The sequence below is a fragment of the Kitasatospora sp. NPDC092948 genome (assembly GCF_044754805.1).
Classification (GTDB): Bacteria; Actinomycetota; Actinomycetes; order Streptomycetales; family Streptomycetaceae; genus Kitasatospora.
Map to the genome: position 1 here is coordinate 232,548 of NZ_JBIVPU010000010.1, position 16,061 is coordinate 248,608.

14 protein-coding genes and 1 tRNA gene are annotated in these 16,061 nt (G+C 71.6%); 7 read left to right on the forward strand and 8 right to left on the reverse strand.

Translation table 11 applies throughout. The features are described from left to right. Positions 1-368: 368 nt before the first annotated feature. Positions 369-1,232 (forward strand): ParA family protein, encoded by an 864-nt coding sequence (locus tag ACIQF6_RS26650; protein WP_400899290.1) that lies wholly within the window; start codon positions 369-371, stop codon positions 1,230-1,232. Continuing rightward, positions 1,229-1,900 carry a hypothetical protein gene (locus ACIQF6_RS26655; RefSeq protein WP_400899292.1) on the forward strand — a complete coding sequence of 224 codons (672 nt, stop codon included), beginning with the start codon at positions 1,229-1,231 and terminating at the stop codon, positions 1,898-1,900. Before ACIQF6_RS26650 ends, ACIQF6_RS26655 begins: the two co-directional genes overlap by 4 nt. Here ACIQF6_RS26655 and ACIQF6_RS26660 read toward each other — a convergent pair. Next, a complete protein-coding gene (locus ACIQF6_RS26660) occupies positions 1,823-2,869 on the reverse strand; it encodes an LLM class F420-dependent oxidoreductase (protein ID WP_400899294.1) in 1,047 nt (348 codons plus the stop codon). The two genes, ACIQF6_RS26655 and ACIQF6_RS26660, sit on opposite strands and share 78 nt — an antisense overlap. A gap of 112 nt (positions 2,870-2,981) precedes the next feature. Between ACIQF6_RS26660 and ACIQF6_RS26665 the strand changes: the two genes are divergently transcribed. The 3 genes from ACIQF6_RS26665 (at position 2,982) to ACIQF6_RS26675 (ending at position 6,626) form a co-directional block, all read left to right on the forward strand. Continuing rightward, positions 2,982-3,380, forward strand: a complete 399-nt coding sequence (locus ACIQF6_RS26665; protein WP_400899296.1) for a hypothetical protein — start codon at positions 2,982-2,984, stop codon at positions 3,378-3,380. 125 nt (positions 3,381-3,505) lie between these two features. Then, positions 3,506-4,483, forward strand: a complete 978-nt coding sequence (locus ACIQF6_RS26670; RefSeq protein WP_400899298.1) for an aldo/keto reductase — start codon at positions 3,506-3,508, stop codon at positions 4,481-4,483. 31 nt (positions 4,484-4,514) lie between these two features. Beyond that, entirely contained in the window at positions 4,515-6,626 is a 2,112-nt protein-coding gene (locus ACIQF6_RS26675; protein WP_400899300.1) for a helix-hairpin-helix domain-containing protein, read from the forward strand. Positions 6,627-6,783: 157 nt separating this feature from the next. Here ACIQF6_RS26675 and ACIQF6_RS26680 read toward each other — a convergent pair whose 3' ends face one another. Continuing rightward, positions 6,784-7,386 (reverse strand): hypothetical protein, encoded by a 603-nt coding sequence (locus tag ACIQF6_RS26680; protein ID WP_400899302.1) that lies wholly within the window; start codon positions 7,384-7,386, stop codon positions 6,784-6,786. Positions 7,387-7,773: 387 nt separating this feature from the next. Here ACIQF6_RS26680 and ACIQF6_RS26685 point away from each other — a divergent pair, with 387 nt between their 5' ends. Continuing rightward, positions 7,774-7,983: a DUF5703 family protein gene (locus ACIQF6_RS26685; protein WP_043912690.1), complete on the forward strand. Its 210-nt coding sequence runs from the start codon at positions 7,774-7,776 to the stop codon at positions 7,981-7,983. A gap of 146 nt (positions 7,984-8,129) precedes the next feature. Here the strand turns inward: ACIQF6_RS26685 and ACIQF6_RS26690 are convergent, their stop codons facing one another. The 3 genes from ACIQF6_RS26690 to ACIQF6_RS26700 all read right to left on the reverse strand — a co-directional run bounded on the left by ACIQF6_RS26690 (position 8,130) and on the right by ACIQF6_RS26700 (position 11,209). Continuing rightward, the gene (locus ACIQF6_RS26690; RefSeq protein ID WP_400899304.1) at positions 8,130-9,023 is read right to left on the reverse strand and encodes a chaplin; all 894 of its coding nucleotides are present in this window, start codon (positions 9,021-9,023) and stop codon (positions 8,130-8,132) included. A gap of 360 nt (positions 9,024-9,383) precedes the next feature. Then, positions 9,384-9,623 (reverse strand): chaplin, encoded by a 240-nt coding sequence (locus ACIQF6_RS26695; RefSeq protein WP_400899306.1) that lies wholly within the window; start codon positions 9,621-9,623, stop codon positions 9,384-9,386. 263 nt (positions 9,624-9,886) lie between these two features. Next, positions 9,887-11,209 carry a M20/M25/M40 family metallo-hydrolase gene (locus tag ACIQF6_RS26700; RefSeq protein WP_400899308.1) on the reverse strand — a complete coding sequence of 441 codons (1,323 nt, stop codon included), beginning with the start codon at positions 11,207-11,209 and terminating at the stop codon, positions 9,887-9,889. A gap of 247 nt (positions 11,210-11,456) precedes the next feature. Here ACIQF6_RS26700 and ACIQF6_RS26705 point away from each other — a divergent pair. Continuing rightward, a tRNA-Leu gene (locus tag ACIQF6_RS26705) sits at positions 11,457-11,544 on the forward strand. Between the two features lie 60 nt (positions 11,545-11,604). Here ACIQF6_RS26705 and ACIQF6_RS26710 read toward each other — a convergent pair. The 3 genes from ACIQF6_RS26710 to ACIQF6_RS26720 form a co-directional block, all read right to left on the reverse strand. Further along, complete coding sequence (locus ACIQF6_RS26710) at positions 11,605-13,170, reverse strand: ATP-binding protein (RefSeq protein WP_400899310.1); 1,566 nt, start codon at positions 13,168-13,170, stop codon at positions 11,605-11,607. A gap of 144 nt (positions 13,171-13,314) precedes the next feature. After that, positions 13,315-13,872 carry a hypothetical protein gene (locus tag ACIQF6_RS26715; protein WP_400899312.1) on the reverse strand — a complete coding sequence of 186 codons (558 nt, stop codon included), beginning with the start codon at positions 13,870-13,872 and terminating at the stop codon, positions 13,315-13,317. Positions 13,873-14,262: 390 nt separating this feature from the next. Then, positions 14,263-16,050 carry a hypothetical protein gene (locus ACIQF6_RS26720; RefSeq protein ID WP_400899314.1) on the reverse strand — a complete coding sequence of 596 codons (1,788 nt, stop codon included), beginning with the start codon at positions 16,048-16,050 and terminating at the stop codon, positions 14,263-14,265. Positions 16,051-16,061 lie beyond the last annotated feature (11 nt).

Genomic DNA, 16,061 nt, shown 5'->3' on the forward strand with positions numbered 1-16,061 from the left:
TCACCCTTAAAGACGATTATCCGATTTATAAAAGTTGAAGTTCCCCCTTTCGCTTGCTCGAACATAACACTTCCATATGGTCGCGTGTTCGATATAGCAGTCAGGTTTCAACCAAGTACGCGAACGGCACTCACGCGACGCACAGGTGTGGATATCATTCCGGAGGAGGGGTCCTGCCGGGGAGCCGAGTCAGGCGCCGGCGCTGCCCGGGATGCGCAAGACGGCCAGGCGGGCGGGGTCATTAACGCCGCGATCGCAAACCGACACAACCGTGACAGACACCCCCCTGCCCCCTTGAGGATCCATGGAGCGGTCCGCTTTTTCGAGCCGCCCTGATCCACCACCGCCCTAAGCAGAGGAAGAAACCCATGCCTCACGTCATCTCAACCATCAATTTGAAGGGCGGAGTTGGCAAGACCACGACGACGGTCGCATTGGCCGAGTTCCTCTCCACCGAGTTCAAAAAGCGCGTCCTGGTTATCGATCTCGACCCGCAGACCAATCTCACCACGGCGCTGATCGGTGAGGCGAAATGGAAGTCCCTGAACGACAAGGGCCACACGCTTGCCACCCTGTTCAGGGATGCGCTGCGCCCGGAGAACGAACCTGAGATTTTTGACCTCAAGAGGACACTTCAGTGCTGGGTCTCACCCGTGAGCGAGGTCGGGCGGGTGGACCTGCTCCCGTCCTCCCTCGACCTCATCGAAATCCAGGAAAAGCTGGGGTCGATGTCGCGCGGGCCCTTCTTCTCGAACAACCCGACCGATCTGCTCCGCAGGGCCGTGAAGCCAATCATGAAGAACTACGACTATGTCCTCGTCGACTGTCCGCCGAATCTCGGAATTGTCACACTGAACGGCCTCCGAATCTCCGACGGATACATCATTCCGACGATCCCGGATATGCTTTCCACTTATGGAATCCCGCAGATTCAGCAGCGGGTAAAGGCATTTGCCGACAGCGTTGGTGACGACATTTCCGAGATCGGCATCGTGGTGACAAAATTCCGGAAGGCGTCCACCGTTCACGTGAACACGATCCGGAGGCTGGAGGAGGATCCGGAGCTTCCTGTCGTATTGTCGTCATACATTCCGGAAGCCAACCAAATCGCCGCATCGGCCGAGCATGTAAAGACTGGCACACTGCGTCAGAAGTATGGATATCAGGGCCAGTACAGCATCTTTCGCTCCATGGCCAAGGAGTTCATCGAGCTGGTTGAGGAGTGCGCGTGACCGGGAATTCTGAGCTCGTCAAAACGGAGAGCAGCTTCCCGAATGAGGCTGACGCCGAAAATCCCATGCCGATCGGAAACGAACCACAATCTCCTGCCGGAGACATTGTGCGTGCGGGCAACGCCTTGCTGGCGCTCAGCATGGCAAATCCGAGCCTCGCCGAAAGGATCTCCCGAGTGGTCGAGGTCGTGGCACTGGAAGCCACTCGAACGTCACGGTTTTCGCGCGCATTGGACATGGCGCTTTCGGAGGCCTCGGCCGCAGCATCCACCGAGAGTCGGAAGCCGCGGCCGAGCCGGCGCGCACGAGGGGTCATCGACCCGTTCTCCACGTATTCTGATTCCGGGAAGCAAGGCCTTCAAGCGCAGCTCGAAAAACTCGATCTTGACCAACTTCGAGACATCGTCGCCGAACACGGCATGGACCACGATCGGCTCGCGATGAAGTGGAAGGACCTCACGCGTCTCCGGGAGCGAATCGTCGAACGCGTCGAAGCCCGAGCCGCAAAGGGATCAGCATTTCGCGGGCGTCCTGGACCCGGCTCGACACATCCGGCACCTGCACGCGCCCAGGACGACCGCATCGACCCGCTACGCGAGGCCGGCGCGCTCCAGGGCGTCGACTCCGGTGCGCAGGGCGGTGATCCGCTCGGCCAAGGTCCAGCCTGACGGGGCGAGGGTCAGCGTGGTGACGCCGGCGGCGGCGTAGGCCTGCATGCGGTCGGCGATGCGGGCGGTGTCGCCGAGGAGGGAGGTGGCGTCGATGAAGTCGTGCGGGACGGCGGCGGCGGCGCCGGGCTTGTCGTGGGCGAGGTAGCGGGTCTGGACTTCGTCGGCGGCCTGCTCGAAGCCCATCCGGCGGGCGAGCTGGCTGTAGAAGTTCTTCTCCTTGCTGCCCATGCCGCCGAGGTAGAGGGCGGTGTAGTCGCGCAGGGTGTCGGCGGCGGCGTGGACGTCGTCGCCGACCGCGATGTTGACGGTGGGGCAGAGGTCGAAGCCGTCCAGCGTGCGGCCGGCCTTGGCGCGGCCGGCGGCGAGGGCGTCGACGGAGAGCGCGGCGTGTTCGGGGGCGAAGAACAGGCCGAGCCAGCCGTCGGCGATCTCGCCGGTGAGTTCGAGGTTCTTCGGGCCCATCGAGGCGATGTAGATCGGCAGGTGTTCGCGCACCGGGTGGACGGTGAGCTTGAGCGCCTTGCCGGGCCCGCCGGGCAGCGGCAGCGTCCAGTTGGCGCCGTCGTGGACGAGGCGCTCGCGGGACATCGCCTTGCGGATGATCTCCACGTATTCGCGGGTGCGGGCCAGTGGCTTGTCGAACTTGACGCCGTACCAGCCTTCGGAGACCTGCGGGCCGGAGACGCCGAGGCCGAGCCGGAAGCGGCCGCCGGAGAGGGTGTCGAGGGTGGCGGCGGTCATCGCGGTCATCGCGGGGGTGCGGGCCGGGATCTGGAAGATCGCGGAGCCGACGTCGATCCGCTCGGTCTTCGCCGCGACGTACGACAGCACGGTGGCGGCGTCCGATCCGTACGCCTCGGCGGCCCAGCAGACGGAGTAGCCGAGCCGGTCGGCCTCCTGGGCGACGGCGATGTTGTCGGCGTCCAGGCCGAGTCCCCAGTAGCCGAGGTTGATCCCGAGTCGCATGTGCCCACTGCCTTCCAGTCCGGTGGTGCGGTGAGAGTAGCCCCCGTCTCGACCGCCATGCTACTGACCGGTAGCCGTGTCGTCCGCCACACCGCCATGACATGCTGCCCCGATGCCGAAGAAGCGACCGCCCGCCACGACCTTCGCCGACCTGGTGGCGGCCATACCGGCACCCCCGGAGGACGAGCCCGAGGTCCACCACAGCCCGATGCCCGTCACCGACGGCGGCTTCACCGACGCCGACGGCTGCCACTGGCGCCTGGTCCGCGGGCCGCTGGACCCGCGCCGCGCCAAGCGGCTGGCCGTCACCGCCGACGTCATGACGGTGGGCACCGACTACGACGACCGGCTCCGGCAGTGGCTCCCCCGCGTCCTCCCCCGGGACGCCCGCCCGGCCGCCTGGCTGGAGGCCCGCGCCGGGTTCGACCCGGGCGCGGACCCGCACCACGTGCCGTACGAGTTCGCCGGCGCCGACGGCCGCGTCCTGCTGTTCGTCGAGACGCACTGCTGAGCCCGCCGGCCGGGCGGGTCGTCCCGGGCAACCGCCGGTTTCGCCGCTAATCTCGCAGCACGTGGGGGGCACCGCTCCCGACCTGTGCCGTCCCGCACGGCGCAGCAGGGTTGACGGAGGGCGCGATGGAACAGCGACAGCTCGGCCGTACCGGCCTGCGGGTCTCCCGACTCGGCCTGGGCACCCTCACCTGGGGCCGGGACACCGACGAGCACGAGGCTGCCGAGCAGTTGAAGGCCTTCGTGGACGCCGGCGGCACCCTGGTGGACACCGCGGACGTGTACGCCGACGGCGGCGCCGAGTACCTGCTGTCCCGGCTGACGGACGGTCTGATCCCGCGCTCCGAGCTGGTGATCGCCACCAAGGCCGGCACGCTGCCCGGCTCCCGCCGCCACGACGCCTCCCGCGGCCATCTGTTGAACGCCCTGGACGCGTCGCTGCGCCGGCTCGGCACCGACCACGTCGACCTGTGGCAGGTGCACGCGTACGACCCGGCCACGCCCGACGAGGAGACCCTGCACGCCCTCGATCTGGCGGTGGCGTCCGGCCGCGCCCGGTACGCCGGGGTGTGCCAGTACAGCGGCTGGCAGCTCGCCAAGTCCGCGGCCTGGCAGCGCGCTTCGCCCGGCCGCACCCCGCTGGCCGCCGTCCAGTTGGAGTACTCGCTGCTGCAACGCGGCATCGAACGCGAGGCGCTGCCCGCCGCGTTGGACGCCGGCGTGGGTCTGCTGGCCTGCTCGCCGCTCGGCCGGGGCGTGCTCACCGGCAAGTACCGGCACGGCGTGCCGGCGGAGTCGCGCGGCGCCGCCCCGCACCCCGCGAGCGCGGTCCAGCCGTACCTGGGCGAGGCGTCCCGCCGGATCGTGGACGCGCTCGCCACCGCCGCCGACGGCCTGGCCTCCACCCCGTTGAAGGTCGCCCTCGCCTGGGTGCGCGACCGTCCCGGCGTGTCGGCCGCCCTGCTGGGCGCCCGCACCGCCGCCCAGCTGCAGTCCTCACTGTCGGTGGAGGCCCTTACGCTTCCGGGTGAGATCCGCGCTGCCCTGGACGACGTGTCGGCCCCGGTGCACCGCTACCCGGACCAGGGCTGGACGGAGCTGTAGCACCGTCCGGCCCGTTGAAGGAGCCTTCCGCATGACCACCCCCGAGGAGAGCCCGGCCCCGGCCGCCGAGCAGCACGCCGGTACCGTCGCCGCCCTCGCCGAAGCGATCCGCGCGGTCGGCCGGAGCGGCCAGAGCGGCCAGAGTGGCCAGAGCGATCCTGACGCTTCGTCGGCCGACGCGCCGACCGCCGACGGCCCGACCTCCGACGCCCAGCGGCAGGCCGCGTTGGCGGCCGTCGCCGAGGTGCTGGCGGCCGGCGGCGCGCCCGCGCAGCTCGTGCCCGTCGCGGTCGCCGAGCTCGGCGAGGGCGCGGCCGAGCAGCTGCGCGAGGACCCGTGGGCGGTGCTGTCGCTGCCCGGCGTCCGCCCCGAGCACGCCGACGGCTTCGCCCGCGGGTTGCTCGGCCCCGCCGCGCAGCCCGGCGACCCGCGGCGCGCCCAGGCGCTGGTGGCCTGGCTGCTGGAGCAGGCCGCGCTGCGCGGGCACTCCGCGCAGGAGCTCGGCGAGGTGTCCGAGGCGCTGCGCGCCCAGCACGTCCCCGATCCGGCGGGCGCGCTCCAGGCGGTGCTGGAGGACGGGCGGGTGATGCCGTTCCAGGAGGAGCTGCCGATGCCGCCCGGCAGCCACGACGAGGACGAGGAGCCGCCCGTCCGCACCCTGCTCGCCCTGGAGCGCCTCGCGCTGGCGGAGGAGAGCCTCGGCGAGGGCCTGGTCCGGCTGCTGTCCACCTTCGCGCCGGGCGAGGACGGCGACGCTGCGGGCGAGGAGCCGGGAGGGGAACCGAACGAGGAGCCGGGCGGGGAGTCGGACGAGGAACCGGGCGGGGAGGAGGCGACGGCTGACGGGACGGCCGGCGGGACGGCTGTTGACGAGGCTGCTGCTGACGGGCCGGAGGCCGACGGGACGGCGGCCGACGGGACGGCGATCGACCGGCCGTCGGCCGATGCCGCCCCCGTCCAGCCCGGCCCCGCGGCCTGGGAGGCGGCGGCCGCGGCCGCCCCGTCCCGGTCCGCGCAGGAGCTGGTGCGTACCGCCGCCGGGTCCGGCCTGGTGCTGCACACCGGCGGCGAGGCGGCCCGCGCCGAACCGGCCGCGCTGCTGCACGCCGCCGCCGGGCTCGGCCTGCGGGTGTGGGCGGCGACCTGGACCGGCCAGGGCCGCGACTCGCTGGCCGCGCTGCTGCCGGACGGCTCCCCCGCCGCCGGGCGGATCGGCACCCTCGCCGAGCTGCTGTACGGCCCGGCGCTGCCGCGCGCGGTGGACGGCACCCTGCCGCTGGACGTGCTGGTGGTGCTGGACGCCCCGCTGCTCGACGTGGAGACCGCCGCCACCCTGCTGGAGGCGGTCGCGGACGGCACCCGGCTGGTGCTGTCCGGAGACCCGGGCGGCCTGTGGTCGGCCGGTCCGGGCCGGTTCTTCGCCGACCTGCTGGCCGCCAAGGCGTGCCCGGCGGTGGCGTCCCGGACGCCGGACTTCGGGCCGATCGGCGAGCTGGTCTCGGGCATCGGCATCGGCGAGCTCCAGTCGGTCGACGCCCCCGACAAGGAGGTGGTGATCCTCACCGCGAAGGACGGCGGCGAAGCCGTGCACCGCGCCGTGCAGTTGCTCACCGACTCCATCCCGCGCGCCCTGTCGATCCCCGCCGAGCAGACGGTGCTGCTGACGCCCGGTCACGCCGGCCCGGCGGGCACCCGGGCGCTGAACGCCGCCGCGAAGGCCAGGCTGAACCCCGGCCCGGGCCGCTTCGGCGGCTTCGACCCGGGCGACCGGGTGGTGCACTCCCCCGCGCTGGGCGTCAACCTGCCCGGCCGGGTGCTGGACGGCGACGCGAGCGGCCTGCACCTGGAGCTGGCCGACGGCGGGCGGCTCACGCTCAGCCCGCAGCAGGCCGCGAAGCTGCGCCACGGCTGGGCGATGACGGCCCATCAGGCGGTCGGCCGGCGCTGGCCGGCGGTGGTCGTGGTGCTGCCGGAGGACGCGGCCGGCCGGCTGACCAGGCAGTGGGTGTACTCGGCGTTCGGCCGGGCCGAGCGGCACCTCTCGGTCGTCCACGCGGCCGGCCCGGCGCTCGCCCAGGCCGTCGCCGAGCGCCCCGCGGCAGCCCGCACCACCCGCCTGCGGTCGGTCCTCAGCGACCAGTGACCGAGTGCACGACGAAGGGCCCGGGAAGGCAGGTGTGCCGTCCCGGGCCCTCTCGTTGTCGACGTCCGGTCGCTTCTGGCGTCCGGCCGGTGGTGGCGTCCGGCGGTTCCGTGGTGGCGTCCGGTGGTTCGGTGGCGCCGGACGGGCGGGTGGTGGGTCAGTCGTCCAGCTCGTCGTCGTAGACCTCGCTGACGTCGAAGCGGCAGATCAGCAGCTCCGGGTCGGCGCCGTCGAACGGCTCGGGGAGCCACTCGCCGGGCTCGGCCGGGTCGGTGGCCGACACCCACAGCGTGGAGTCGCCCTCCTCCAGGCCGAACTCCTCGGCCCGGGCGGCGATCTCGTCCGGCTCGTACTCGCCGAACAGCACGCCGATCGCCGCCGTCACCTCGGACTCGCCGCCCCCGCCGGGGGTGAGCGTCCCGTCGACCCGCTCGGCCTGGGCGCGCAGGCGCTTCGGGTCGGCGATCAGGTAGTCACGGCGGATCAACACGCTGATCGCCTCGGGCTGTTCGGGCCCCTGGTAGCCGTTCCCGGTCTCGTCGCCCGGGATCTCGAACGGGGTGACCTCGTCGTAGACCTCGTACAGGATCTGGTCGTAGGCAATGGCGGCCGCCGCGAGCTCCTCGTACGCGTGGACGACGACCGGATCGCCGGGCTCGGTGGAGCTGGAGACGGCCTGCAGGTGGCGGTCAATGGCGGCCTTGACCGCCTCTGCGGCGGCCCGTACCTCGGTGATGGTCAGCTGCGCGGCATCAGACATGGTGCAGACGCTATCCCCACCTGGCGACGACACGCACAGCGGTTGTCACCTCCAGCCCCGAAAACCGGGCAAGTTCACCCTGGATGTCCGTTCCGCCCCCTTCTGTCACCGCGCTTCCCCGGGGCGCGCCGGCCGCCCGACCCGCCCGAACCCGCCCGAACCCTCCGGATCCGCAGCCGGATCCGCAGCCTGGTCCGCAGCCGGGTCGAACGCGCATCGGCGCGGCCCGCGACGGGTATCCGTACCGGAAGGGAAAACTGATTGACGGTCAGCTCCGGCCCCGGGAAGGCTCGTCCTGCCGCCCGGAACGGAGCGGACCCGAACCGGCCACCGGTCGGCGGCGCGCCGTAGGCTTGCAGGCAGCACAGCAGCGGAGGAGAAGTCTTGATCCCTACCAAACCGGTCCGGCTTCCGGAGTACGAGTACCAGTCGCTTCGTCTGCCGCGCGGTACCTCCCGCAACGCCGCGCGCCAGTTGCTCACCGACCATGCCGAGTACGGACAGTGGGAGCTCGACCGGCTCCGGCTGTACCCCGACGGCAGCCGAACGGTCCGACTGAAGCGGCGCATCATCCGGCAGGTCCGCTCCACCTGGTAGCGCGCGTGCCCGCGCCCGGGCCGCCCCCTCGCGTGATGCGACGGGGCGGCCCGGGCGCGGGCGTTTCTACGGCCTCGGCCGGCCGAGTTGTGCTGCCGGGGCCTCAGCCACGGGCGACGGCCTCAGCGGCGGCCTCAGCGGCGGCCTCAGCGGCGGGCGAGGGCCCGGGAGCGGCGGTACAGCACGCCGCCGCCGAGCATCAGCAGCAGGCCGGCGGGGGCGAGGATCTCCAGGCCGTCCGCACCGGTGGAGGCCAGCTGCCGGCCGGTGTCCGCGACGGAGTGGGAGTCGGCGACCTGGGTCGGGGTGGACGCCTGCCCGCCGACCGGGACGACGGTGCGCTCCGTGCCGGGCGGGGTGACCGGCGGCGCGACCGGCGGGGTCTCGGGCGGCGTGCACTCGCCGCCGGGCGGGGTGCACCCCGGCGGCGGGGTCTCGCCGACCGGGACGGGCGGCTGCGGCGGCGTGACCTCGTTGCCGCAGTTGTTGCCGAACGCCGGGTTGCCGAGGCCGATCACGTCGATCGTGTTGCCGCACGCGTTGACCGGTACGTCGACCGGCGCCTGCGCCTGGTTCCCCGAGATCACGCCCGGCGAGTGGCTGGCCGTGCCGCCGGCCGAGGCGCCCGTCCCGGACGTCCCGCCCGCCGACGTCCCCGTCGGGCCGGAGCCGGTGCCGCTTCCGCCCGTGCCGCTTCCGCCCGTGCCGCTTCCGCCGGAGCCGGTGCCGCCGCTGTCCGAACCCGTGGCGCCGGAGCCCGGGATGGTCGAACCGCCGTGGCCGGGGGTGGTCGAGCCGGTGGAGCCCGGGGTGGTGCCGGTCGAGCTCGACGGGCTGTGGTTCGCGCAGTTGTTGCCGTACGCCGGGTTGAGCAGGCCGATCACGTTGATGGTGTTGCCGCACGCATTCACGGGGAGCTCCACAGGGACCTGCACCGCGTTGCCCGAGCCGACGCCCGGCGAGTTCGCGGCCACGCCGTGAGCGTCGGCGGTGGCGTGGGCGTAGCCCGCGGTCGAGGCCAGCACGCTGCCGGTGGCCATGGCCGTGAGGAGGCCTTTCCTGGCGACCTGTCGCATTGACTCCCCTTGTTTCCTTGTCCGGTGGACTGATGAACCGACTTCCGATGACTTCCGCATTCCGCGAGCCGGGACCGCTCATCGATCCGATAGTCGGAATTCCTTGCCGCGATTGCGGCAGCACTACGTTCAACGACCCCCGGTGGTGAAGGTTGAGCCAGTTGCAGTCAGTTCATCCGATCGGGTGAGGTCTGCCATATTCCGGGAACCACGACGTTCACCCGGACGAGAAAGCCCCCACCCGCCTTCCGCCGCCCGTGCGGGCATGCGAAAAGCCCCCGTACGACCCGGAGGTCGTACGGGGGCCCGGATTCAGGGAATCCGTCAGACGTTCGCGCAGCTGTTGCCGAAGGCCGGGTTCAGCAGGCCGATCACGCTGATCGTGTTGCCACAGACGTTGACGGGGACGTGCACCGGGATCTGGATCAGGTTGCCGGACAGCACACCCGGGGAGCCGACCGCAGCGCCTTCGGCGTGCGCGCCGTGCGCCGAGGCGACACCCGCGCCGGCGAGCAGCAGACCACCGGTGGCGGCGGCAACGGCAGCGATCTTCTTGGCCTTCATCTGTTCTGTTCCTCCTGGTCGTTTCCAGCCCGTTCCCCCGGGCTGCACACGGATGAACGAAGGCCCGGCACCCGGGATGCGGGGCCGGGCCGACATTCACCCGTTGAAGCGATCAAGCGAACAGCTGATCGGCATCTCTCACGCTCGACTGCTTCTCATATTTCCTAGATGTACAGATTTCCCCCAGGCCCTTGGGCGCTCAGACCATCAGGCCCTCGGACCCTCAGGCCCTTGGGCGCTCGGGCCGAAGGCGCGGCCGACCCTCAGGCCAGGTCGATGAAGCGGTCCAGCACCCGGACGCCGAACTTCAGGCCGTCCACCGGCACCCGCTCGTCCACGCCGTGGAACATGCCGGCGAAGTCCAGCTCGGGCGGGAGCTGGAGCGGGGCGAAGCCGAAGCAGCGGATGCCCAGGTCCTGGAAGGACTTGGCGTCGGTGCCGCCGGACAGGCAGTAGGGGACGGCCCGGGCGATCGGGTCCTCGGCGCGCAGCGCGGTCTGCATGGCCTCGACCAGGGCACCGTCGAAGCTGGTCTCCAGCGCCTTGTCGTAGTGCAGGCTCTCCCGCTTCACCCGGGGGCCGAGCACGCTGTCCAGCTCGGCCAGGAACTCTTCCTCGTAGCCGGGCAGGAAGCGGCCGTCCACGTGCGCGGTGGCCTGGCCGGGGATCACGTTCACCTTGTAGCCGGCCCCGAGCATGGTGGGCTGGGCGGTGTTGCGCAGGGTGGTGCCGATCATCTTGGCGATGCCGCCGAGCACCCGAAGGGTCTCGTCCATGTCCTCCGGGTCGAGCCGGACGCCGAGGGCGTCCGAGAGCTCGTCCAGGAACGCCCGGACGGTCTTGGTGATCCGCAGCGGGAACTGGTGCCGACCGAGCCGGGCCACCGCCTCGCACAGTTCGGTGATCGCGTTGTCGTCGTTCTCCATCGAGCCGTGCCCGGCCCGGCCCTCGACGGTCAGGCGCATCCAGTGCATGCCCTTCTCCGCCGTCTCGACCAGGTACAGCCGGGCCTGGTCGTTGACGGTGAAGGAGAAGCCGCCGACCTCGCCGATCGCCTCGGTGACGCCCTCGAACAGCTCGGGGTGACGGTCCACCAGGAACCGGGCGCCGTAGGTGCCGCCGGCCTCCTCGTCGGCGAGGAACGCCAGCACCAGGTCGCGCGGGGGCTTGCGGCCGGTGCGCAGCCGGTCGCGGACCACCGCGAGGGTCATCGCGTCCATGTCCTTCATGTCGACCGCGCCGCGGCCCCACACACAGCCGTCGGTGATCTCGCCGGAGAAGGGGTGGACCGTCCAGTCGTCGGCGTTCGCCGGCACCACGTCGGTGTGGCCGTGGATCAGCAGCCCGGGGCGGGAGCGGTCCTCGCCCTCGATCCGCACCACGGTGGAGGCCCGGCCCTTGGCCGACTCGAAGATCTGCGGCTCCAGCCCGAACTCGGCGAGCTGTTCGGCGACGTACTCGGCCGCCTTCCGCTCCCCCGGGCCCGAGCCGTCGCCGTAGTTGCTGGTGTCGATCCGAATCAGGTCGCGGCAGATCTCGGCGACCTCCGACTCGGCCGTCACCGCGCGCTCGCTGCCCACACTCATCGCTCCCACCTAGTCTCGGCCCGCCCGGCGCGGCTGCGGCCCGCGCCGGCCCCGGCCCGGCCGGGAGCCGCGGGCGCCATTCCGCCATCCTCCCCCAGCACCGGCCCCACCCCAAGGGCGCAGCCCCCGACACCCCCCGCTTTCGAAGCCCGACCCACCCCGCAGCCCCCGGTTTTGGGTCTATCAGTCGATCTTTGCTACTGTTGTCCATGTCGCCGCGGGGAACACCCCGCGAAGACAACACCCGGTCCGGGTGGCGGAATGGCAGACGCGCTAGCTTGAGGTGCTAGTGCCCTTTATCGGGCGTGGGGGTTCAAGTCCCCCCTCGGACACCAGTGGTGAAACCGCCGGTCAGCGAAGCTGACCGGCGGTTTCGTGTTTCCGCCGGGCCTTGGTCAGTCGCCCATGAAGACGACGCGGCGGGTCTTGCCGGTGGCTCCGGTGGTGGGCTGGGCGGTGCTGCGGCCGGCTGGGACGGCGCGGTCTCGGCCCCAGGCGCGGATCTCTTCGATCTGTTCGGGGTTGGTGCGGCTCAGTGGGCTGGTGTTGGAGAAGGTGTCGAGGACGAAGGACGGCTGCAGGGCGTCGGCGCCGCCGTTGAGGTGGACCTCGGCGCCGACCTCGTGGAGGGCGGCCTGGATGTCGGAGCCGGCGAAGCCCTCGGAGAGGTCGACGAGGCGGTCCACCTGGTCCGGGTCGGGCGCGGCCTTGACGTACTTGCGGTAGTACAGCTCGATGATCTCCCGGCGGTCCTGGGCGTCGGGGAGGTCGACGAAGAACAGTTCGTCGAACCGGCCCTTGCGGAGCAGTTCGGGCGGCAGGGTGCGGACGTCGTTCGCGGTGGCGACGACGAATGCGCGCGACTCGGACTCCTGGAGCCAGAACAAGAACTGACCGATGATGCGCTGCTGGACGCCGGAGATGTCGTGGCTGCCGGCCAGGCCCTTCTCGATCTCGTCGATCCACAGGATGCACGGCGCGACCCGGTCGGCGGTCTCCAGTGCCTCCCGCATCCGGCCCTCGGACTCACCGAGGAACCGGCCGTGGATGCTCGCCATGTCGAGCCGGTAGAGCGGGAGTTGCCATTGGGAGGCGATGGCCTTGGCGGACAGCGACTTGCCGCAGCCGGGCACGCCGACCAGCAGGACGCCGCGGGGCGGGCGCAGGTCGGTGTTGCGCAGGTCGGCGTGCATCAGCTTGTTCTTGCGGGCCAGCCAGTCGCGGAGGCTGCTGAGTCCGCCGACGGAGTAGTCGGACTCCTTGAGCTGGACGCGTTCCAGGCCGGCCAGGTTGCTGAAGATCCGGTCCTTGGCGCGGGCCAGGGCGAGGACGTCGTCGCGGGTGACCTCGCCCTTGGCGACCAGGGTGGCCATCAGGTTGACGGCTTCGGCCTCGGTCACGCCGAGCAGGAACTCCGAGGCGCGGCGGGCGTCGTCCTCGGTCCAGGCGATCGGCACCACGCCCTGGTGGTCGTCGAGGAAGGCGCGGACGGTGCCGAACATCTCGTCGGCGTCCGGCAGGTCGAGTGCCAGGCTCATGCCGAGCCGTTGGAGTCCGCTCCAGATCGGGCTGTCGGTGATCAGCACGATGCTGCCGGCGTTGGCGTCGGCGAGGCGGGCGAGTTCGGCGACGTGCCGGGTGAAGTGGCTGTCGTCCTCCAGCCCGTCGGGGTCGACCAGGATCAGCGTGGCCTGCGGGCGGCTGATGAACTGGGCGGCGGCGAACTCCATCGCGCCCGTGAGCGAGCGGTCCTCCTGGACGCTGGCGTTGGAGCGCAGGTCGCGCAGTCCGGTGGCGCGGGTGTAGATCCAGAACGGCTGGCTGCTGCGGCGGGAGCGGGTCGCCACTTCCTTGACCAGGCGCAGGGCGCGCTGCTGCTCGATGGTGCGGAAGCCGATCACCGGCACGCGTGCGGTCAGGTAGTTGTCGAGGTCGTCACGGGTATCGGCGTAGTTGGACATCGGGTCCTCGGGTCTAGGTTCAGCAGTTCAGCGGTTCAGCAGGCAGCGGGCGGCGGGCGGCGGGCGACACGGTCGGGTCGGCGCGACGCACAGCGGGCAGCAGAAAGCAGGAAGCAGGAAGCAGGAAGCAGGAAGCCGGAGCGGTCAGCCCGGGAGGACGCGGCGGCGGGGCGCGTTCAGCGGGTCGTAGGCCCAGCCACCGGTGTCGGCCGGGGGCGGGGCGGCGAGGACGGCGGTGAGTGGGTTGTCGCGCAGGGTGCGGCGGCGGTTCTCGATCTGCTGCGGGTCGTCGCCGCGGGCCGCCCGGCGGGCGAGGCCGCGTTCCAGTTCCTGTTGGAGGTCGCGGATCGCCTCGGCCACCGTGTCGGTGAGCCTGCCGCGCAGGTCGGCGGGCAGGCGCGGGTGGGCGGCGAGGGCCTGGATCCGGTGCAGGCCGGTGCGGGCCTGGGCGAGGGCGCGGCCGGCGGCGAACTCGTCGTCGGCCGCGTTCATGGCCGTGACCATGGCGTCCGCCCAGGACTGCAGGACCAGGTCGAGAGCGCGTTGGATCCGCTCCATCAGGCGTTGCCAGGTGTCGGCCGGGAAGTCGGTGCGTGCCAGGGCGGGCAGGTCGATGCCGTCGACCGGCCGCGCCGTCGACCAGTGTTCCAGGTAGTCCGCCCAGGCCTGGTAGGGGCCGCCGAGCGGACCGTGCGGGGTCACGGCTCGGTCCGGGGGCGCCGGACCACAACTTCGCCGGGCGGGGTCGGCTCCCAGTCCGGCAGGCCTTCCACGATGCGGCGCTGCCGACTGGTGGCCCGCGCGGCGGCAGGCTTCGCGGCGGACGCCCACGGAGTAGCGGCGGCAGGACGCCGAGGCGGCGGGACGGGCGACTGAGCGGGGTTCATCTCACTCCCGGGAACGGTACGACGGCGGGCTTCGCGGCGGACGCCCACGAAGTGGCCGCGGCAGAACGCCGAGGCGGCGGGACGGGCGACTGAACGGGGGCACACTTAGCTCCCGGGAACAGTGCGACGGCGGGCTTCGCGGCGGACGCCCACGAAGTGGCCGCGGCAGAACGCCGAGGCGGCGGGACGGGCGACTGAGCGGGATTCACTTCGCTCCCGGGAAGGGCGCGGCGGCGGGCTTGACGGTGCGCCCGTCGAAGGGGTTCTGGGCGTGGTGGGCGGTGGCCAGTGCGGCGATGAACTCGCGGGTGGCGGCGTCGACCTGGTCCGCCGTGCGGTACGCGGTGCGCCAGTCGGTGAGTTCCGCGCTGGCGCCGCGCAAGCGGTGCAGGGACTCGTCCTTGGCGTTCTCCAGCAGTTTCCTGGTCGACTCCACCGCCTTCCGGGCGGCTTCGGAGCGGCTGTACACGATCGCTCCCCAGACGCCGCCGACGAGCGCGCCGAGGACCAGCCCGGCTCCGATGTTCGCCGAGCCGATGAGCAGCAGGACGAGGACGACGACGCCGCCGATCGTCAGCAGTTGACGCTTCATCGGGTAGGCCATCGAGGCCAGGAATCCGTTGGTGTGCTGGTCCCAGTGCTGCGCCAGCGACTGTTCCAGGGCGGGCAGCGGGGTGTTGAACGAGGCCGTCCACTGCGGCAGTTGGAAGACCTTCGCGCCGGCGCTGTGGTTCATCGTGAAGGTGGCCTGGACGTCCTGGGGTTCGGCCATGCGGTAGTCCCGGCCGAAGCCCGCGTGGGCGTCGGCGAACCACTCGCGGCAGGCCGCGACCGCCAGTTGTCGGGTGGCCGGCGAGGCGCCGATGGCGGTCGGGTTGAGCGCCGCGGTGGACTGGATGGTGAGGAAGTCGAGGGTCTCCTCCAGTGATGCGGCGTCGACGTCGACGGCGTGCCGGGCGGCGTCCAGGTCGCCGCCCTGGTCGACCACCGCCTGGTTGAACGCCAGGTCGCGGCGGAGCGGCAGCTCTTCGAGGTCGTACTCGGACACCAGCTGGTCGAGGATGTCGTCGACGGCGTCCTCCAGCCGTTCCGACGGCGTGGGTTCGCGGTCGAACATCTCGGTGTACTTGGTGAGGACGACCTGCTGCGCCCGGGCGGAGGCCAGTACGGCGTCCAGCTGCGGCCACTGCGGGGACACTCCGGCGAGGCGGGGGAACTCGGCCGCGGCGGAGGGCGTGCGCAGGCTGTCGAGTTCGGCCCGCCAGCGCCGGACCTGGGCGTCGCGGATGGTGTCGTCGCCGTCGAGCAGGGTCTTGCGCCACCGGCCGAAGGTCTCGTCGAGCAGTTCGCGGCCGGCCGGGCCGAACGCGCCCTGCGAGACGGACTCCAGGATGACGGCGAACTCGCGGCCGAGCGCGGCCGGGTCCTGGGCGATCAGGTAGTGCCGCAGCCAGCGCACCGCCACGGCCTGGCGGCCCTGCCGGCGCAGCACCAGGGCGAAGAACAGCGAGGTGCGGCCCGGGGAGCGGCGGTAGGCCTCGTCGACGGCCCGTTCGGCGAGGTCGCGGTCGTCGGCGGCCCAGGCGGCGAGGGCGACCAGGGTGGGGGCGAGCCAGTAGCGGGGGGTCTGGATCATCAGCTGTTCGCTGACCGCGACCACGGTGGCTTCGGACACCAGGCCGAGGTCGAAGGCCTGGAGCATGCCGACGGCGGTGCGCCGGACGACCTTGTGGTGGCCGAACTCGTGGTCGACCCGGTCCTGGATGACGCCGATCCTGGTCTCGGCGCGCTGCACGTTGGCGGTGAGCTCGAACTGCCGGGCGAAGGCCAGGAAGTCGTTGCGCAGCTGCTGGAGTTCGGTCTGTGTCTGCTGCTGGGCGATGCCGACGGCGGTCACCTGGCCGGACACCTGGCCGACCTGCTCCCCGAGCCGGGCCACCATGCGGTCGACCTGCGCCACCTGTCTGCGCAGGGTGTGGTCAACCTCGGTCATGCGGATCTCCG